Consider the following 17,871-nt stretch of genomic DNA (forward strand, 5'->3'; position numbering starts at 1 on the left):
GTCCGGCGTGCGCCGTCAGCCGGCGAGCTTCTGCCAGGTAGCGATCACGCTGTCGGGGTTGAGCGAGATCGACGAGATGCCCTGCTCCGCCAGCCACAGCGCGAAGTCCGGGTGGTCGCTGGGGCCCTGGCCGCAGATGCCCACGTACTTGCCCTGGCGCTTGCAGGCCTCGATGGCGCGCGAGAGCAGTGCCTGCACGGCCGGGTCGCGCTCGTCGAAGTCGGCGGCCAGCAGTTCCAGGCCGGAGTCGCGGTCCAGGCCCAGGGTGAGCTGGGTCAGGTCGTTGGAGCCCACCGAGAAGCCGTCGAAGAACTGCAGGAACTCGTCGGCCAGCACGGCGTTGGAGGGCACCTCGCACATCATGATGAGCTTGAGCTCGTTCTCGCCGCGCTTGAGGCCGTGCTCGGCCAGCAGCTGGGTCACGCGGTCGGCCTGGCCGAGCGTGCGCACGAAGGGCACCATCACCTGCACGTTGGTCAGCCCCATGTCGTTGCGCACGCGCTTCAGGGCTTCGCATTCCATGGCGAAGGCCTCGCCGAAGTCCTGGCTGATGTAGCGCGCCGCGCCGCGGAAGCCCAGCATCGGGTTCTCTTCCTCGGGCTCGTAGCGGCTGCCGCCGATGAGCTTGCGGTATTCGTTGGACTTGAAGTCCGACAGGCGCACGATGACCGGCTTGGGCCAGAAGGCCGCGGCGATCGTCGCCACGCCCTCGGCCACCTTGTCCACGTAGAAGGCACGGGGGCTGGCGTGGCCGCGGGCCACGGATTCGACGGCCTTCTTCAGGTCGGCATCGACGGCGGGGTAGTCCAGGATGGCCTTGGGGTGCACGCCGATGTTGTTGTTGATGATGAACTCCAGCCGCGCCAGGCCCACGCCCTCGTTGGGCAGCTGGCAGAAGTCGAAGGCCAGCTGGGGGTTGCCCACGTTCATCATGATCTTGGTGGAGATCTTCGGCATCTCGCCGCGCTGCACCTCGGTCACCTCGGTTTCCAGCAGGCCGTCGTAGATGCGGCCCGTGTCGCCCTCGGCGCAGCTCACCGTCACCAGCGTGCCGTCCTTGAGCAGGCTGGTGGCGTCGCCGCAGCCGACCACGGCCGGGATGCCGAGTTCACGCGCGATGATGGCCGCGTGGCAGGTGCGGCCGCCGCGGTTGGTGACGATGGCGCTGGCGCGCTTCATCACGGGCTCCCAGTTGGGATCGGTCATGTCGGTGACCAGCACGTCGCCGGCCTGCACCTTGTCCATCTCGGCGATGTCGCTCACGAGGCGCACCGGGCCCGTGCCGATCTTCTGGCCGATGGCGCGGCCCTCGGCCAGCACCGTGCCCGTGCCCTTGAGCTTGAACTTCTGCTCGGCCTGGCCCTGCTGCTGGCTCTTCACCGTCTCCGGGCGGGCCTGCAGGATGTAGAGCTGGCCGTCGGTGCCGTCCTTGCCCCACTCGATGTCCATCGGGCGGCCGTAGTGCTTCTCGATGAGCAGGGCGTAGCGCGCCAGCTGCTCCACCTCGGCGTCCGTCAGGGAGTAGCGGTTGCGCTGCTCGGTAGGCACGTCGGTGGTCTTCACGAGCTTGCCGCTGGCCTTCTTCTCCTCGGGCGAGGCGAACACCATCTGGATGAGCTTGCTGCCCAGGTTGCGGCGGATCACGGCCCGGTTGCCGGCGGCCAGCATGGGCTTGTGCACGTAGAACTCGTCGGGGTTCACGGCGCCCTGCACCACCGTCTCGCCCAGGCCGTAGCTGGAGGTGATGAACACCACTTGGTCGAAGCCGGATTCGGTGTCGATCGTGAACATCACGCCGGCCGCCCCCTTGTCGGAGCGCACCATGCGCTGCACGCCGGCCGAGAGGGCCACCACGTCGTGCGCGAAGCCCTTGTGCACGCGGTAGCTGATGGCGCGGTCGTTGTAGAGGGAGGCGAACACCTCCTTCATCTTGTGCAGCACGTCCTCGATGCCCACCACGTTCAGGAAGGTTTCCTGCTGGCCGGCGAAGGAGGCGTCGGGCAGGTCTTCCGCGGTGGCGGAGGAACGCACGGCGAAGCAGGCCTCGGCATTGCCGCCGCACAGCGTGGCGAAGGCGTCGCGGATGGCCTGCTCGAGGTCGGCCGGGAAGGGCTGGGCCTCGACCATGGCGCGGATCTCGGCGCCGGCCGCGGCCAGGGCGCGCACGTCCTCGGTGTCGAGGGTCTTGAGGCGGTCGCTGATCTTCTGCGCCAGGCCGTCGTGGGCGAGGAACTGGCGGAAAGCGTGGGCGGTGGTCGCGAAGCCGGTGGGCACGCGCACGCCGTCGGGCAGCTGGGAGATCATCTCGCCGAGGGAGGCGTTCTTGCCGCCCACCGACTCGACGTCGGTCATTCTCAGGTTCTCAAACGGAACGACCAGGGCGGTCGACTCGAACAGTGCAGACATGGGAAAGCTCCAGAAGTTGAAACCGGGTCTGCGCGCCCCACGGGGCCGCCCGCGCGCGGAGGCGGGCTGGCGGAGGCGCCGTCTTCACGCATGCACGACACGCTGTGGCTTGGCTGTTCTGGTTGTGGGCCGGGCGCGTGCATGGTGGAAATGGGAATAATGGGCGCGATTGTAGGGCGGCCGGCCGCAAGGCGCTTGTGGGACATGGCCGGCCCCCGGTCCAGCCAGCAGCCCACCCAGCGAACGATCACCGCGGAAAGCCCCGACCCATCCATGCACACGCGCACCGTATTCTTCATCTCCGACGGCACCGGCATCACCGCCGAGACCTTCGGCAATGCCATCCTGGCGCAGTTCGACATCAAGCCGCGCCACGTGCGCCTGCCCTTCATCGACACCGAGGACAAGGCCCACCAGGCCGTGCGCCGCATCAACCACACGGCCGAGCTGGAGGGCAAGAAGCCCATCGTGTTCACGACGCTGGTCAACATGAGCGTGCTGCGCATCATCCAGGAGAACTGCCAGGGCATGCTGCTGGACATGTTCGGCACCTTCATCCGCCCGCTGGAGGGCGAGCTGGGCATCAAGTCGCTGCACCGCGTGGGCCGCTTCGCGGACGTGAGCCTGAGCAAGGAATACACCGACCGCATCGAGGCCATCAATTTCAGCCTGGACCACGACGACGGCCAGAGCCACCGCGACCTGAACGGCGCCGACGTGATCCTGGTGGGCGTGTCGCGCAGCGGCAAGACTCCCACCAGCCTCTACCTGGCCATGCAGTGCGGCCTGAAGGTGGCCAACTACCCGCTCATCCCCGAGGATTTCGAGCGCAGGCAATTGCCGCCCGCGCTGGAGCCGCACCGCAAGAAGATCTTCGGCCTGACCATCCTGCCCGAGCGGCTCTCGCAGATCCGCAACGAGCGCCGGCCGGGCTCGAAATACGCCGACCTGGCCAACTGCCGCCACGAGGTGGCCGAGGCCGAGGCGATGATGCGGCGCTCGGGCATCCGGTGGCTCTCGACCACCACGAAGAGCATCGAGGAGATCGCGACGACCATCCTGCAGGAGGTGCGGCCGGAGCGGCTGGTGTATTGACCCCTGCCGTCAGTCCTCGTCCTCCACCAGCAGGCAGGTGGCCACGGCGGGGCATACCACCAGGACCGCCGCGCTGAAGGTCGCGGAGGTGAGCGGCGACCAAGTGGAGGAGCCCCCTCCTCCGCCGTGGTACAGGTCCCACCGTCCATTGGTGAAGAAGCTGGCGCCCTCCGCGGCGCATTGCTCCAGGAAACGGTGCGCATGGGCATCCGCCTTCTCGCGGGGCATCAGCTCGACGCCGTACGCCAGGTCGCGCCACAGCAGTGCGCCGACGCAGGCGGCGGCCACCTCGCGCGTCACTTCGGACAGCGCACCGGCATCGGGCGGCAGGCCGAACGACTCCAGCAACGGTGCCAGCGCAGGCCCATGGCGGCTGACGGCCGACACGCGCACGAAGCCACTGCCACGTTCACCGATCAAGTCCAGCGCCGCATTCATCGTTCAGCCAGGGTGCAAAGGGGGAACAGACGCCGCGGGGCGGCAACGGGCGGCACACGTGGCCGGGCTGGCGCTCGACGGGAAATATTGCAGAATCTCCGCAGAAGAGAGAATAAGGGAGGAAGCCGCCATGGCAAGAAGAAGAGGGAAGGCATCCGTCCTCGATGACCTGATGGAGCTGCTGGCATGGCTGCCCTGGTGGGTGGGCGTGCTGCTCGCCATCGCGGGCTACGTGGTGCTCAATCGCCTGGCCAACGCCCCGTTGCCGGTGGCGGGCACGCCGCAGGACATCGCGCACATGGCCGCCCACGGCATCTGGCAAGGGTTGGCCCATGCCGGGCAGTTCATCGTGCCGCTCATCTGCGCCATGGGCGCCCTGGCGTCCGCCATGCGCCGGCGCGAGCGGCGCCGGCTGATCGACACGGCCTGCCGCAGCACGGCGGCCGACGCGCTGCACGGCATGGACTGGAAGGAATTCGAGAGGCTCGTGGGCGAAGGCTTCCGGCGGCAGGGGTACCTGGTGGCGGAAACGGGCGGCGGTGGCGCGGACGGGGGCGTCGATCTCGTGCTCGGCAAGGCCGGCGAGAAGTTCCTCGTGCAGTGCAAGCAATGGAAGGCGTTCAAGGTCGGCGTCGCCGTGGTGCGCGAGCTGTACGGCGTGATGGCCGCCCGCGGCGCCGCGGGTGGCTTCGTCGTGACGTCGGGCAGCTTCACGCAGGAGGCCACGGAATTCGCGAGCGGGCGCAACATCCAGCTGATCGACGGGCCCGCACTGCTGCGGCTGATACGCCAGGGGCGGTCCGCGCCGGAGCCCCTGGCACGGGCGCAGGCCCATGCGCATGCCAATACGCAGGCCCAGCCCGCGGAGCAGCCGGCAGGCAACGGCCCCACGCCCACGCCCACGCTCACGCCCGATCCCACGCCCGATCCAGCCTCCGGGACCGAAGCGCCGCCCAGTTGTCCTGTCTGCGCGCAGCCGATGGTGCGCCGGGTCGCCCGGCGCGGGGCATCGGCGGGGCATGGGTTCTGGGGATGCTCGGGCTATCCGCGCTGCCGGGGTACGCGGCCTCTATGAACCGAACACGTGCAGGGGCGCCTGCTGCAAAACATGCACGAAACAGCGCCCAGGAATCCAGTCCATGACTTGCTCGCGCCATCTCCGTTACCGTCTGGCCGGGCTGCTGATGGTTGTGGTCCTGGGAATTTCCGGCTGGCTGTCATTGGCGGTCGCTGGCCGCAAGCTGTGCTGCTCCGGCATCTACAAGACGTTCAGCAGCCCGGACCAGCGCTTCCAGGTGGCCGTATTCCGAATCAGCCAGCCATGGCCCGTCGCGCCGGGCTCCGCAGGCGACGCACCGGGTTTCGTGCGGCTCATGACCCGCGCGGGTAGCGTGCTCCAGGAGCAGGACGTGGAGGCGGTGCAACTGGTCGAGCAGGTTCGCTGGACGCCCCACAGCGTGGAAATCCCGCTGATCGCGGAATGGGGGTTGCCCGGCGGCATGCCTGTGCTACCCGGTCCAGACCGGCGGTAGGCGTGCAGGCCGGCGTGCGAACGGCCCTGCTGCTGGGTTGTGGCTATTGCACGGCTTCCGGCGCGGTATGCCACAGCCGCCGCTGCAGCTCCGCCGCACTGGGGCCGGCCGGCGCCGCAGCACCCTCCCCCTCGCCCTCCCCCGCCGCCAGGCCCAGCCGCCGCGACCAGCGGTTGTTCAGGTTGCCCGCCATGGTGCGGAAATGCGGGGACAGCCCGTCCATGCGCGCGAGGCTCTCCAGGTGGGCGGCGATCTTGCGGCCCATGGCGTCCCGGTCGCCCGCGCGGTCGCTGTGCGCATAGCCGGTCATGAGCGCGAGGGTGCCGGCGAGCAGGGCTTCGGCGCAGGGCAGGCCCGGCTCGGCCTCGGAAGGATGGAGCAATGGGTTGAGGGACGGACGGGATGCATCGGACATGGAAAAGGCCTCCTGGCTTGCTTGTGGGCATTTTATGAGAATGGTTATCAATCTCAAATAATGAAGCACAAACCCTGGTGCCGGCAAGGACGCGATGCGGGTGGGCCCGTGTCAGGCCAGCACGAGGCGCCCCACGGCCCGGCGCAGCGGTGCCAGCGCGGCCTGCGTGCCGGCGTGGCGGTCGGTGACCAGCACGTCCACTTCCTGCGCGGCGCAGTAGGCCATGCGGCTGGCCGCGCCGATCTTGCCGTGGTCGGCCAGCAGCACGACCTGGCCGGCCTGCCGGACCATGGCCTGCGCCACGGCCGCCTCGTGGTGTTCATAGCTGGTGGCGCCCTGCTGCGCGTCCAGTCCCACGGGGGAAAGCAGCGCGACGTCGGCGCGGTGGCGATGGATCTCGTTCACCGTGGCGTCGCCGAAGGTGGCCTGCACGTCGGGGCGGGGCGTGCCGCCCAGCAGCACCACGCGGTGGCCGGCCCGGTCTCCAGCAGGCGCCAGGGCCAGCGCGATGGCGATGGAGTTGGTCACGATGGTGAGGCCCGCCATGGAGCGCAGCTCGCCGGCGAAGCAGGCCATGGTGCTGCCCGCGTCCATGAACAGCGTCTGCCCCGGCTGCACCAGCCGCAGCGCGGCCTTGGCGATGGCGCGCTTCTCGCGCGCGCGCAGCCGCTGGCGCTCGGCATAGGGAGCCTCGGGCACCGGCGGCTTGAGCGCCACCGCGCCGCCATGCACGCGCCGCAGGGCGCCGCGCGCCTCCAGCGTCAGGATGTCGCGGCGTGCGGTCTCGCGGGAAATGTCCAGTTCCTGGGCGATCCGTTCGGTGCTCACGCGCACGACGGTGGCCAGCAGGGATTCGATGCGCAGTAGGCGCTCCTCTTGCAGCATGGCGGTGTCTTGGGGGCCGGGGACGGCGGAACATGTAAAAACGCCGCCCCGGCGAACCGGCGTGGCCGGCCCTGCGGGGTGGATGAAACAGCAAGCGCGCCATCGTGCCATGGCAGCGCTGGCGCGGAAAAGGGAAGAAGGAGAGCCTCGGCCCCGGCGGCTGCCGGGGCCCGCTTCAGCCCGCCACGCCCATGGCCGGGTCGCTCAGGCCGTCGCGGCCGGTTTCGACGCGGCCGGCGAAGCGGCGCGCGAAGCCCGGCAGCGCGTCGCAGCCGACCGTGAAGTCGTACCAGCTGGCGCTGCCGCTCAGGTCCCAGTGCATCTCCTGCGCCTGGCCCGGCGCCACGTTGAGGAGCCAGGGGCCGTCGTTGCGGTAGGCGCCGGCCGTCACCTTCAGCGTGGCGTAGCCGCTGCCGGTGTTCATGGCCGTGAGATAGACGTTGCCCTTGTCGATGTCGTAGCACACGCGCACTTCGGGGCTGGGCGCGGTCAACACCTTCAGCGCGGCGAGGTTGCCGGCGAAGCTGCGATGGAAGCCGTTGGGGCCCAGCACCCAGAGGTCGTAGGCGCCGCTGTCGGCCGCCGTGTCCCAGCGGTCGTCGAGCTGCTTGCCGGCCTCCACGGCATAGCGCCGGGGAGCGCGGTCCAGGTGCAGGCGGTCATAGACGTGGAACACCGCCGCGGCCGTGCCGGTGTTGGAAAAGAGCAGCTGCACGGTGCCGCCGGCCGCGTCGGCCCGGGCGCTGGTGTGCAGCTCGTAGGGCAGCGCGCGGGAAGGCCGCGTGCCGGAGTCCTGGCGCGGCGCCGCCTGCGGCACCGGCACGGCGATCTGCGGCAGCGCGGCCTGGGCCGCGCGCAGCGCATCGGCATCGCTCCTGGTGCGGCGCCCGCCCAGGGTGGCCAGGGGCGCGTCGTTGGGCGTGGCGAAGTTCAGGGCCGAAGTCAGGTCGCCGAACATGGCGCGGCGGTACGGGCTGATCTGCGGCTCCTTCACGCCGAAGCGGGCTTCGAGGAAGCGCAGCACCGAGGTGTGGTCGAAGTTCTGCGAATTCACCCAGCCGCCGCGGCTCCAGGGCGAGATCACCCACATGGGCACGCGCGGGCCGGGGCCGTAGCAGTCGCCGTCGGGCGGCGGCATACTGGTGCCGGTGACGGGCTTGTGGGTGTAGTACTCGTAGGCCATGTCACCCGCGGACAGCGTGGACTTGCCCAGCGTGCCGCCCTGCCCGTCCAGCGACGGCGCGCAGGGCGGCGGCAGGTGGTCGAAATAGCCGTCGTTCTCGTCGAAGTTGATCAGCAGCACCGTCTTGCTCCACACGTCCGGGTTGGCGGTGAGCGCATCCAGCACCTGCTGCACGTACCAGCCGCCCTGCACCGGGCTGGAGGGGCCGGGGTGCTCGGAATAGGTTGCTGGCGGGATGATCCACGACACCTGCGGCAGCGTGCCGTTCAGCACGGCCTGGCTGAAACTACCCAGGAAGCCGCCGTCGGACATGGTGTTGGCGATGCCCTTGTAGAGCGGATTGCCGGCATCGTCCCTGGCCGGGTCATAGGCCGGGCAGACGGTCTGGTCGCTGTACACCGGCTTGCCCGAGGCCAGGTTGGCCTGGCGGTATTGCCTGAAGCCGACCAGTGGGTTGTCGGTGAAGTTGTCGGGCATGTTCTGGTAGACCATCCACGACACGCCGGCCTTCTGCAAGCGCTCGGGGTAGGTGGTCCAGTCATAGCTCCCGGCGTTCAGGTCGGTGTCCGAATCCAGCTCGTCCCACTCGTTGTTCACCACCACCTGGCCCGAGGGGCCGCCGGCGCCGTTGGTACCGGTCATGTGGAACAGGCGGTTGGTGTTGGTGCCGCCGTGCAGCGAGCAGAAATACGCATCGCACACCGTGAAGGCATTGGCCAGCGCGAACTGGAACGAGGCTTCGGTCTGCATGTAGTAGCCCATGGACTGCGGCTGCTTGTAGCGCGGCCATTCGCTCATGCGGCCCCGGTCCCAGGCGTTGCGCGCATCGACCCAGCTGTGGGGCGTGCCGCGCACGCGCTGGGCGTTGCCGGCGGCCTGGTCCAGGTGATAGGGCAGCACGGGATTGCCGTTGGCGTCGAACTGCTGCCACACGTTGCGGCCGCCCGGCAGCGGGATGGTGAAGCGGTCGCCGAAGCCGCGCACGCCGGCCAGGGTGCCGAAGTAGTGGTCGAACGAACGGTTCTCCTGCATCACGATGACGACGTGCTGCACGTCCATGATCGTGCCGGTGCGCTGGGCCGCGGGAATGGCCAGGGCGCGGCGGATGCTGGGCGGAAACATGCTCAGGGCGGCGGCGCTGGCCGCCGTTCCGGCAGCGGCCTGCAGGAACTTGCGTTTGGAGGGATCGAGGGTCATGGTGGGCGCTGGAAAGGTCGGGGAAGGGGCGGAGGACGGCGGGTGCAGGCGCTTGGAACGTGCCGACGATCTCCCTGGGGTGGCGAGATCGTCCACACGTCCTTACGGTGCGCAGCGCATGCGCGGCTGGTCGGCGGCGGCCGGCGGATTGGCGCTGCCGCCGGGGCTGGCACCGTTGGCGCCGGCATTGCCGCCGCTGTCGCCACCGCCGCAGCCCGCCAGGGCGCAGGCCAGCGCCGAACCGGCCACCAGGGCGAGGAAACGCGGCCTCCAGCGGAGCCGGGCAAGGAGTGAGAAGAGGGAAGAAGTCATCGGGGATTCATGGGGAAGACAGTCGGGCGTCTGCCGGGCACGAAGAACCTCTGCGACAGACTTTGATTTGCAGAAAAATGCACAAAAGCACAAATCCGCAACACGGATGATCCGGCCCACCCATGTCAGGCCGATGACTGGGAGCGCGGGCGCCGCCCCACGCCCGGCGCCCGAGAACATTTCGTTTCCATCGCCCCCCTGCCCCATGAGACGCGATGGCCGCAGGCTGCAGCCCCTGGCAGCAGCTCCGCCCCGTCAGCAGCGCGCGCTGGCCTGCGTCCGGCGGCCGAAATGCATGCAGGCGCCGTCGCTGCCGAATCCGGGCCAGCGCGGCAGGCTGCCGCCTTCCGGGCTGCCGGTGCGGACGAAGGCGCAGAGCGCGCCCTGGAAAGTGGCGCTCAGGTCCTGCAGCTCGCCCGCGTCCGCCCCCTGCAGCATGGGCGCCGCGGCCTGCCAGGTGTCCAGGTTGCCGAAGAGGAAGGGCAGGTCAATGCAGTGGCATGCCTGCAGGCCCGCCCGGGGCGAAGCCCAGTCGAACTGGTACAGGTAGGAGCGAGCCCCGTGCCGTGCCTGGGCCCGCGCCAGTTCGGCGGACGGCCCGGCGAAGACTTCTTCGCTGCGCAAGGCGCTCAGCACGGAGGCGGGATCGGCCGGCGTCAGCTGGGCGCGCGTCCGCGCCAGGGCCTCGTCGGCACCGTCTCCGAACAGCCGCCGGTATTCCGCGCGCAGCTGCTCCGGCGTGAAGCGCTCGAACGACGGGTTGCCGTGGGCGAAGGCCGCGTATTCGTCGCGCGTGACGCCCACCAGGGTGTCGCACCAGGCGCCTGCGCCTTCGCGCAGCGCGTCGATGGGGCTGCGGGCGAGCCCGTCTTCGCCGACCGTCGGCAGGAAAGGCGGCGTCACGTCGCCCGGCACCGGGGACGGCGGCAGCATGCGCTCCTGCTGCACGCGGGCCAGCGCGCCCAGCAGATCGGCCACGGGCAGCGTGCGCAGCGGCTCCAGGTCGGCGGGATCGCGGCCCAGCGCACGCAGCATGGCCTCGGCCGTGGGCGGGGCATCGGCGGCGCGCGGCAGCGCCAGGCCCAGGGGCGCGCTCATGAGGATGGCGCGGCGGAACAGCCCCCGGCAGGCCGGGTCGGCCAGCATGGCGGCCACGCTGAAGGCGCCCGCCGACTGGCCGGAGACCGTGATGTTGCCCGCGTCGCCGCCGAAGGCTGCGATGGCCTGCGACACCCAGCGCAGCGCGGCGCGCTGGTCGTGCAGGCCCAGGTTGGCGGGCGCGAAGTCCGGCCGCGCCAGAAAGCCGAACAGCCCCAACCGATAGCTTACGTTCACCACCACGATGCCGGCCCGGCGGGCCAGCAGGGCGCCGTCGTAGCAGTCCAGCGATCCGCCGCCCGTCATGAAGGCGCCGCCGTGCAGGAAGACCAGCACCGGGGCGGGGCCGGCGGGCGCGGCCGTGCCCTGCCAGGGCGCCCAGATGTCCAGATGCAGGCAGTCCTCGTCCATGCCGGCCGGGTAGGCGCCCATGACGGCGTCCAGCCGCGAAGGCAGCTGAGGCGCCACCGAGCCGGGCACGCAGGCATCCCGCACGCCGGACCAGCGCGGCGGCTCGCCAGGCAGCGCGAAGCGGGCCGACCCCACCGGGGCGGGGGCGTAGGGCACGCGGCGGAAGCGGGCGACGCCGCCATCGACGCGGCCGCGCAGCGCGCCGAAGGGGGAATGGACTACGACTTGGGAAAGGTCTTGCATGGCAATGGCTCCGTGAAGTGGCGATGGAGCCATCCTAGGCCTGCGAGGGCCCGGCATGCGTCCCATAATCGGGACCTGATATCTACATAAATGGGACGCAAGGAAATGCACGGCATCGACGACATGTACCTCTTCAGGACCGTGGTCGAGAGCGGCAGCGTCTCGGCGGCGGCGCGGCGGCTGGACATGCCCAAGTCGACGCTGGCGCGCCGCATCGGCGAGCTGGAGGCGCGGCTCGGCCTGCCGCTCTACCACCGGGGCGGCCAGGGCTTTTCGCTCACGTCCTTCGGAGCGCAGTGCCATGCCCACTGTGCGCATCTGGCGGCCGAGGCCGACAAGGTGCTGGCCCTGGCCGACCGGCTGCGCAACCGGCCCAGCGGCGTGCTGCACGTGGTCTGCCCGCCTGCCATCGGCGCGGCCATCGTGGAAGAGATGGCGGCGGCCTTCGCCGCCTCGGTGCCCGATGTGCGGCTGCACCTGGAGGAGGTCGCCGGGGCCTTCGACCCCAGCGACCGGCATGCCGACCTGGTCATCCATCCAGACTTCCGTCCTCTGCCCGACGCCTCGCTGGTGGCGCGCAAGATCGCCGTCGCGGAATATGCGCTGGTGGCCGGCCCGGGCGCGCTGGGCCGCCATGCCGCGCCCGCGCATCCGGACGAGCTGGTGCCGCTGCCCTGCATCGGCCTGGGCGGACGCGGCGCCGAATGGGCCTGGCGGCTGCGCCGCGGGCGCCACACGGCCACGCACCGCTTCGAGCCGGTCTTCACCACCAACGTGCCCACGGCGCTGCTGCAGGCAGCGCGGCTGGGCCTGGGCGTGGCCACCCTGCCGCTGGCCCTGTGCCGGAACGACATCGCCCGGGGCCACCTCGCGCGGCTGCTGCCGGACTGGACGCCGGAGCCCGCGACCATCTACGCCCTCTACCCCGGAGGCCGCGCGCTCACGGCCGCTGCCCGCCGCTTCCTCGACATGCTGGCCGAGCACCTGCCCCGGCGGCTCGCGTCCACCTGAGCGGCCGACGCTGCAGCGCCCAAGAAACGAAGCAAGGGAGCGGCCAGGCCGCTCCCTTGTTGTGCTTCTTGTCGCTTCCGGGCGATCCGCCCGCTGCGCCTCAGGCCGGAGCCGAGGTGCGGATCAGGTGATCGAAGGCGCCCAGGGCCGCCTTCGCGCCCTCGCCCGCCGCGATGATGATCTGCTTGTAGGGCACCGTGGTGCAGTCGCCGGCGGCGAACACGCCCGGCACGCTGGTGCGGCCGTGCGGATCGACCACGATCTCGCCGAAGCGCGACAGCTCCACCGTGCCCTTGAGCCAGTCGGTGTTGGGCAGGAGGCCGATCTGCACGAAGATGCCTTCCAGCGCGAGCACGTGGTGCTCGTCGTTCGTGCGGTCCTTGTAGCTCAGGCCGGTCACGCGGTTACCGTCGCCCTTCACCTCGGTGGTCTGGGCGTTGAGGATCACGTCCACGTTGGGCAGGCTGCGCAGCTTGCGCTGCAGCACGGCATCGGCCTTCAGCTCGCCGGCGAATTCCAGCACCGTGACATGGGCCACCACGCCGGCCAGGTCGATGGCCGCTTCCACGCCGGAATTGCCGCCGCCGATCACCGCCACGCGCTTGCCCTTGAACAGCGGGCCGTCGCAGTGCGGGCAGTAGGTGACGCCCTTGGTGCGGTACTGCTCTTCGCCCGGCACGTTCATGTTGCGCCAGCGTGCGCCGGTGGAAATGATGACCGAGCGGGACTTCAGCGTGCCGCCGTTCTCCAGCTCGACCTCGATCAGGCCGCCTTCGGTGGCTGCCGGCCGCAGGGCGCGGGCGCGCTGCAGGTTCATCAGGTCCACCTCGTAGTCGCGCACGTGCTGCTCCAGCGCGGCGGCGAACTTCGGGCCGTCGGTCTTGCTGACCGAGATGTAGTTCTCGATGTCCAGCGTGTCGTTGACCTGGCCGCCGAAGCGCTCGGCCGCCACGCCGGTGCGGATGCCCTTGCGGGCGGCATAGACGGCCGCTGCCGCGCCGGCCGGGCCGCCGCCGACGATCAGCACGTCGAACGCATCCTTGGCCGAGAGCTTGGCGGCTTCGCGCTGGGCAGCGCCGGTATCGAGCTTGCCGACGATCTCTTCGATGGTCATGCGGCCGGAGCCGAACACCTGGCCGTTGAGGAACACCATGGGCACGGCCATGATCTCGCGGTCGGTCACTTCCTGCTGGAAGGCGCCGCCTTCGATCACGGTGGTGCGGATCTTGGGGTTGAGGATGGCCATGAGCGACAGCGCCTGCACCACGTCCGGACAGTTGTGGCAGGTCAGGCTCATGTAGACCTCGAAGCCGAAGTCGCCGTCGAGGGCCTGGACCTGCTCGATTACGTCCTGCTCGACCTTGGGCGGATGGCCGCCGGTCCACAGCAGGGCCAGGACCAGCGAGGTGAATTCATGGCCCAGCGGCAGGCCGGCGAAGCGCAGGCTGGTCTGCGTGCCGGCGCGCTGCAGCGTGAAGGACGGCTTGCGGGCGTCGTCGCCGTCGGTGCGCAGGGAGATCTTGTCGCTGCGCAGGGACTGGATGGTTTCCAGCAGCTCGCGCATCTGGGCCGAGGTGTCGCTGCCGTCCAGCGAAGCCACGATCTCGAACGACTGCGTCACGCGCTCCAGATAGGCGGAAAGTTGGGATTTGAGTTGGTCGTCGAGCATGGAGGTCTTTCAGTGGTTTCGAGTTATGCAGGGAGCCGGAGGCCGGGGCAAGGGCGAAAAACGGGCGAAAAAAAGCCGGACGGCACGGCGCGCGAGCGCCATGCGGGGGTCCGGCCGGGGAAGCGCACCGGGCGCTTCCGGATCGCGCGGGCGATTAGATCTTGCCGACCAGGTCCAGCGAAGGCGTCAGGGTCTTGGCGCCTTCCTTCCACTTGGCGGGGCACACCTGGCCGGGGTTGGCGGCGGTGAACTGGGCGGCCTTGAGCTTGCGCAGGGTTTCCGACACGTCGCGGGCGATTTCGTTGGAATGGATTTCCATCGTCTTGATGATGCCGTCGGGGTTGATCACGAAGGTGCCGCGCAGTGCCAGGCCCTCTTCGGGAATGTGCACGCCGAAGGCGTTCGTCAGCTTGTGCGTCGGGTCGCCGACCAGGGGGAACTTGGCCTTGCCGACGGCGTCGGAGGTTTCGTGCCACACCTTGTGCGAGAAGTGGGTGTCGGTGGTCACGATGTAGACCTCGGCACCGGCCTTCTGGAACTCGGCGTAGTTGTCGGCGGCGTCTTCGATCTCGGTCGGGCAGTTGAACGTGAAGGCGGCCGGCATGAAGATCAGCACGGACCACTTGCCCTGCAGGTTCTCTTCCGTGACGGTAATGAACTCACCCTTGCCATTGCGGTTCACGAACGCTTCGGTCTTGAAAGGCTGGACTTGGGTATTGATCAGGGACATTGCTGTTTCCTTGGTTGGTGGGTTGCTGAATGACAAGACGAAGTTTAGGGGCGTCCACCCAATCAATCCAATTAATTGATTCCATGCAATCGATTGGATCGAACTATTGGAGCCCATGGGGGTGTTCCAATGAGAACACAACTCAGTGTCACACGCAGGCAGACCGGGCGCGTGGGGGCTTCGCCTTGCCGTGGCGGGCGGGCATCACGACAATCGCGCCGACACCGCACCATTCCATTATTACGAGGAGAGCCCCATGCAAGGCGACGCCCAGGTTATTTCCCACTTGCAGGCCCAGCTCAAGAACGAGCTGACGGCCATCAACCAGTACTTCCTGCACTACCGGATGCTCAAGCACTGGGGCTTCGACCGCCTGGCGAAGAAGGAGTACGAAGAGTCCATCGGCGAGATGAAGCACGCCGACCGCATCATGGACCGCATCTTCATGCTGGACGGCCTGCCCAACCTGCAGGACCTGGGCAAGCTGCAGGTCGGCGAGGACGTGCCGGAGATCCTCGAGTGCGATCTGCGCTCCGAGCGCGGCGCCCAGGCCACCATCAAGGAAGGCATCGCCCACTGCGAGGCGGTGCGCGACTACGTCTCGCGCGACCTGCTGCAGGAAATCCTCGAGGACACCGAGGAGCACATCGACTTCCTGGAAACCCAGCTGGGCCTCGTGGAACAGGTGGGCGTGCAGAACTACCTGCAGTCGCAGATGGGCGAGGCGGACTGACGCCGGCAGCGCCGGCGCACGGGCCGGCGACACGGATACCACGGGCCTGAGGGCCCGTTTTTTTTTGCCCCCGCAGGACTGCGGACGCGGCGTGGCGAAGCCTGCGGCAAAAGTTGCATGCCCCGGGTGGAAATTTGGAGAATTCCATATACAAATGAGAATGCGTATCAAAAATAATTAGAATCCATCGCCTTGGAGCCGCCGCCCGCGCACCCTGCCCGGGCCTCTCGCCGCAGGCGTTGAACGGCGCTCCCACCGCAAGCCAGTCCGGACCCGGCCCTCCCGCCCCGGCAGCCAGCGCACTCAGGTCTTTTGCCGTCCCGAAGTCTGCCGCCATGCTGTCCTCCCCTGTCTCCACCCCTCCCCTGCCCCGACGCGCCACGTCCTGGGCCGGCCCTTCCTGCACCGCGCTGGCCCGTGCGGGCCTGTGCTGCGGCGCGGTGCTGCTGACGGCGGTGCCCCTGGCCGCACGCGCGCAGGCCGGGGAGCAGCGTTCCGCGACGCTCGGCGAAGTGCAGGTGAGCGCGGACCGTTCCGGCGAGGCGGCCACGCCCGCTCGCCGCGTGCAGAGCGCTTCGCGGCTGGGCCTGTCGGTGCTGGAGACGCCGCGCTCGGTGAGCGTGGTGGAGCGCGAGACGCTGGAGCAGCAGGGCGCCACCACCGAGCGCGAGGTGCTGCGCAACGCCTCGGGCGTGGCCTCGCGCAGCGAGTACTACGGCTCCTATTCCCAGTTCTCGGTGCGCGGCCTGTGGGCCAACAACACCTACAACTACCTGCGGGACGGCGCCAAGTTCATGCACCTGATCGATCCGCCGCTGTTCAACATCGACCGGGTGGAAGTGATCAAGGGGCCCGCTGCGCTGGAATACGGCCAGGTCGCACCGGGCGGGCTGATCCAGTACGTGAGCAAGCAGCCGCAGGCCGAGGCAATGCGCTCGGTGCGCCTGGGCGCCGGCAGCCATGGCTGGCGTTCCGGGGAGTTCGACCTGACCGGGCCGATCGACTCCGAAGGCACGCTGCTCTACCGCCTGACCGGCGGGGCCAGCCGCGGCGGCAGCGCCGTGGACGGCATCACCCCGGAAAAGCGCGGCCTGGGCGGGGCGCTGGAATGGCGCATCTCGCCGCAGACGCGCTGGCGGGTGCAGGCCGAGACCTACCGCCTGGAAACCACGTCCTATCCCGGCCTGCCGGTACCGGTGCCGTCCGACCCGCGCAGCGCCGACGCGCTGGACGAGGGCAACTTCTACGGCGAGCCCTGGCTCACCACGCAGGGCCGCATGCGCTTCTACGCGAGCGAGCTGACGCACCGCTTCACCGATGCGCTGGATGCGCGCCTGTACGTCTCGCGCAACGAGACGGAGCGCGACGTGCTGCTGCCGATGCTGTCGGGGGTGTCCGCCGGCCGGGTGGCGCGCGGCTACTGGCTGGCGCCGGGGCAGAGCTACACCTCGGACACGGTGCTGGCCGAGCTGCGCGGGCGCTGGCGCACCGGCGCGGTGGAACACCGCGTGCTGGCTGGCGTGGACTGGCGCGCGATGGAGAGCCGCTACGGCGCGAGCGGCACGGGCACCCTGCCCGCCGTCGATCTGTCGCGCCCGGTGACGGGCATCGCCCCGCCCGCGGCGTCCACCGGCGCGCCCGCGGTCGCCAGCGACACGCGCAACCCGGGCATCTACGTGCAGGACCGCATGGCCTGGGGGCCCTGGGCGCTGACCGCGGGCCTGCGCCACGACCGGCTGAAGGACCGCTACGCCCGGCCGCAGCTGGACGCGGGCAAGACCCAGCCCTCGCTCGCGCTGAGCTACGAGCCGGTGCCCGGCACGATGGTCTATGCCAGCCATGCGCGCTCCTTCCAGGCCAACGTGGGCACGCTGCTCGCGGGCAACGTGGCCGCGCCGCCGTCCGAGGGCAAGCAGATCGAGGTGGGCGTGAAGCAGGAGTGGCTGTCGCGCCGCCTGCTGACCACGGCGTCGCTATTCGAGCTGGAACTCACCAACAGCCCCGCCAGCGATCCTGCCAACCCCGGCTATTCCGTGCTCACGGGCCGCCAGCGCATCCGCGGCCTGGAACTGGAGGCCAAGGGCCGCATCGCGCCGGGCTGGACCGTGACCGCCCAGGCCACCTTCATGGACCCGAAGGTGCTGGCCGACACGGTGGCCGGCGCCAACGTGGGCAACCGCGTGGCGCTGGCGACGAAGCGCACCGCATCGCTCTGGACGCAGTACCGCGTCGCCGCGGTGCCCGGCCTGTGGGTGGGCGGCGGCCTCACGCACCAGGGCGACAAGTTCCTGACCAACGACAACCGGCGCCGCCTGCCGGGCTACACGGTGGCCGACCTGGCCGTGGGTTACGAGATGGCCGGCGGCCTGCGTCTGCAGGCCAACCTGAAGAACGCCGCGGACAAGCGCTACTACCTCGACGGCACCAGCAATGCCGCGGGCTTCGCCTCGGTCACGCCGGGCGAGCCGCGCGCGCTGCAGGTCACCCTCGACTACGCCTTCTGACCGCCCGGA

The 17,871-nt window shown here is 69.7% G+C and carries 15 protein-coding genes; 6 read left to right on the forward strand and 9 right to left on the reverse strand.

Going from position 1 to position 17,871, the window contains the following annotated elements:
• Nucleotides 1-15: 15 nt before the first annotated feature.
• Nucleotides 16-2,406 carry a phosphoenolpyruvate synthase gene (gene ppsA / locus T336_RS0103620; protein ID WP_026431528.1) on the reverse strand — a complete coding sequence of 797 codons (2,391 nt, stop codon included), beginning with the start codon at nt 2,404-2,406 and terminating at the stop codon, nt 16-18.
• A 273-nt stretch (nt 2,407-2,679) separates the two neighbouring features.
• Here ppsA and ppsR point away from each other — a divergent pair, with 273 nt between their 5' ends.
• Nucleotides 2,680-3,501, forward strand: a complete 822-nt coding sequence (gene ppsR / locus T336_RS0103625) for a posphoenolpyruvate synthetase regulatory kinase/phosphorylase PpsR (protein WP_013593864.1) — start codon at nt 2,680-2,682, stop codon at nt 3,499-3,501.
• Between the two features lie 9 nt (nt 3,502-3,510).
• Here the strand turns inward: ppsR and T336_RS0103630 are convergent, their stop codons facing one another.
• On the reverse strand, nt 3,511-3,939 hold the full coding sequence (locus T336_RS0103630; protein WP_026431529.1) for a hypothetical protein: 429 nt from the start codon (nt 3,937-3,939) through the stop codon (nt 3,511-3,513).
• A 130-nt stretch (nt 3,940-4,069) separates the two neighbouring features.
• Between T336_RS0103630 and T336_RS0103635 the strand changes: the two genes are divergently transcribed.
• Nucleotides 4,070-5,014: a restriction endonuclease gene (locus T336_RS0103635; RefSeq protein WP_026431530.1), complete on the forward strand. Its 945-nt coding sequence runs from the start codon at nt 4,070-4,072 to the stop codon at nt 5,012-5,014.
• 64 nt (nt 5,015-5,078) lie between these two features.
• Nucleotides 5,079-5,471 (forward strand): hypothetical protein, encoded by a 393-nt coding sequence (locus tag T336_RS0103640; protein WP_026431531.1) that lies wholly within the window; start codon nt 5,079-5,081, stop codon nt 5,469-5,471.
• Between the two features lie 43 nt (nt 5,472-5,514).
• On the opposite strand, the gene T336_RS0103645 is transcribed toward T336_RS0103640, so the two are convergent.
• From T336_RS0103645 to T336_RS0103665, 5 genes are all read right to left on the reverse strand, one after another.
• Nucleotides 5,515-5,886, reverse strand: coding sequence for a hypothetical protein (locus T336_RS0103645; protein WP_026431532.1), 372 nt, complete (start codon nt 5,884-5,886; stop codon nt 5,515-5,517).
• 111 nt (nt 5,887-5,997) lie between these two features.
• Nucleotides 5,998-6,771, reverse strand: a complete 774-nt coding sequence (locus tag T336_RS0103650) for a DeoR/GlpR family DNA-binding transcription regulator (protein WP_026431533.1) — start codon at nt 6,769-6,771, stop codon at nt 5,998-6,000.
• 175 nt (nt 6,772-6,946) lie between these two features.
• Complete coding sequence (locus tag T336_RS0103655) at nt 6,947-9,151, reverse strand: phosphocholine-specific phospholipase C (protein WP_026431534.1); 2,205 nt, start codon at nt 9,149-9,151, stop codon at nt 6,947-6,949.
• A 102-nt stretch (nt 9,152-9,253) separates the two neighbouring features.
• Nucleotides 9,254-9,463: a hypothetical protein gene (locus T336_RS26480; protein ID WP_156957786.1), complete on the reverse strand. Its 210-nt coding sequence runs from the start codon at nt 9,461-9,463 to the stop codon at nt 9,254-9,256.
• A gap of 255 nt (nt 9,464-9,718) precedes the next feature.
• Nucleotides 9,719-11,215: a carboxylesterase/lipase family protein gene (locus tag T336_RS0103665; protein WP_026431535.1), complete on the reverse strand. Its 1,497-nt coding sequence runs from the start codon at nt 11,213-11,215 to the stop codon at nt 9,719-9,721.
• A 90-nt stretch (nt 11,216-11,305) separates the two neighbouring features.
• Here T336_RS0103665 and T336_RS24740 point away from each other — a divergent pair, with 90 nt between their 5' ends.
• A complete protein-coding gene (locus T336_RS24740; protein WP_209435939.1) occupies nt 11,306-12,226 on the forward strand; it encodes a LysR family transcriptional regulator in 921 nt (306 codons plus the stop codon).
• A 100-nt stretch (nt 12,227-12,326) separates the two neighbouring features.
• On the opposite strand, the gene ahpF is transcribed toward T336_RS24740, so the two are convergent.
• On the reverse strand, nt 12,327-13,895 hold the full coding sequence (gene ahpF, locus T336_RS0103675; protein WP_026431536.1) for an alkyl hydroperoxide reductase subunit F: 1,569 nt from the start codon (nt 13,893-13,895) through the stop codon (nt 12,327-12,329).
• A 154-nt stretch (nt 13,896-14,049) separates the two neighbouring features.
• The gene (gene ahpC, locus T336_RS0103680) at nt 14,050-14,625 is read right to left on the reverse strand and encodes an alkyl hydroperoxide reductase subunit C (protein WP_026431537.1); all 576 of its coding nucleotides are present in this window, start codon (nt 14,623-14,625) and stop codon (nt 14,050-14,052) included.
• Between the two features lie 256 nt (nt 14,626-14,881).
• On the opposite strand from ahpC, the gene bfr reads away from it, so the two are divergent.
• Together bfr and T336_RS0103690 are read left to right on the forward strand one after the other, a co-directional pair.
• The gene (gene bfr, locus T336_RS0103685; RefSeq protein WP_011794517.1) at nt 14,882-15,358 is read left to right on the forward strand and encodes a bacterioferritin; all 477 of its coding nucleotides are present in this window, start codon (nt 14,882-14,884) and stop codon (nt 15,356-15,358) included.
• 335 nt (nt 15,359-15,693) lie between these two features.
• Nucleotides 15,694-17,862 carry a TonB-dependent siderophore receptor gene (locus T336_RS0103690; RefSeq protein ID WP_026431538.1) on the forward strand — a complete coding sequence of 723 codons (2,169 nt, stop codon included), beginning with the start codon at nt 15,694-15,696 and terminating at the stop codon, nt 17,860-17,862.
• Nucleotides 17,863-17,871: the final 9 nt, after the last annotated feature.

This window comes from Paracidovorax oryzae ATCC 19882 (assembly GCF_000687165.1).
GTDB classification, from domain to species: Bacteria; Pseudomonadota; Gammaproteobacteria; order Burkholderiales; family Burkholderiaceae_C; genus Paracidovorax; species Paracidovorax oryzae.

What these genes read in the sequence shown, in the direction of transcription:
- ppsA (WP_026431528.1), bottom strand. Translation starts at nt 2,406, where the DNA reads ATGTCTGCACTGTTCGAGTCGACCGCCCTGGTCGTTCCGTTTGAGAAC.
- ahpF (WP_026431536.1), bottom strand. Translation starts at nt 13,895, where the DNA reads ATGCTCGACGACCAACTCAAATCCCAACTTTCCGCCTATCTGGAGCGC.
- T336_RS0103655 (WP_026431534.1), bottom strand. Translation starts at nt 9,151, where the DNA reads ATGACCCTCGATCCCTCCAAACGCAAGTTCCTGCAGGCCGCTGCCGGA.
- T336_RS0103630 (WP_026431529.1), bottom strand. Translation starts at nt 3,939, where the DNA reads ATGAATGCGGCGCTGGACTTGATCGGTGAACGTGGCAGTGGCTTCGTG.
- T336_RS0103665 (WP_026431535.1), bottom strand. Translation starts at nt 11,215, where the DNA reads ATGCAAGACCTTTCCCAAGTCGTAGTCCATTCCCCCTTCGGCGCGCTG.
- T336_RS24740 (WP_209435939.1), top strand. Translation starts at nt 11,306, where the DNA reads ATGGGACGCAAGGAAATGCACGGCATCGACGACATGTACCTCTTCAGG.
- T336_RS0103690 (WP_026431538.1), top strand. Translation starts at nt 15,694, where the DNA reads ATGCTGTCCTCCCCTGTCTCCACCCCTCCCCTGCCCCGACGCGCCACG.
- T336_RS0103645 (WP_026431532.1), bottom strand. Translation starts at nt 5,886, where the DNA reads ATGTCCGATGCATCCCGTCCGTCCCTCAACCCATTGCTCCATCCTTCC.
- ahpC (WP_026431537.1), bottom strand. Translation starts at nt 14,625, where the DNA reads ATGTCCCTGATCAATACCCAAGTCCAGCCTTTCAAGACCGAAGCGTTC.
- T336_RS0103635 (WP_026431530.1), top strand. Translation starts at nt 4,070, where the DNA reads ATGGCAAGAAGAAGAGGGAAGGCATCCGTCCTCGATGACCTGATGGAG.
- T336_RS0103640 (WP_026431531.1), top strand. Translation starts at nt 5,079, where the DNA reads ATGACTTGCTCGCGCCATCTCCGTTACCGTCTGGCCGGGCTGCTGATG.
- ppsR (WP_013593864.1), top strand. Translation starts at nt 2,680, where the DNA reads ATGCACACGCGCACCGTATTCTTCATCTCCGACGGCACCGGCATCACC.
- T336_RS0103650 (WP_026431533.1), bottom strand. Translation starts at nt 6,771, where the DNA reads ATGCTGCAAGAGGAGCGCCTACTGCGCATCGAATCCCTGCTGGCCACC.
- bfr (WP_011794517.1), top strand. Translation starts at nt 14,882, where the DNA reads ATGCAAGGCGACGCCCAGGTTATTTCCCACTTGCAGGCCCAGCTCAAG.
- T336_RS26480 (WP_156957786.1), bottom strand. Translation starts at nt 9,463, where the DNA reads ATGACTTCTTCCCTCTTCTCACTCCTTGCCCGGCTCCGCTGGAGGCCG.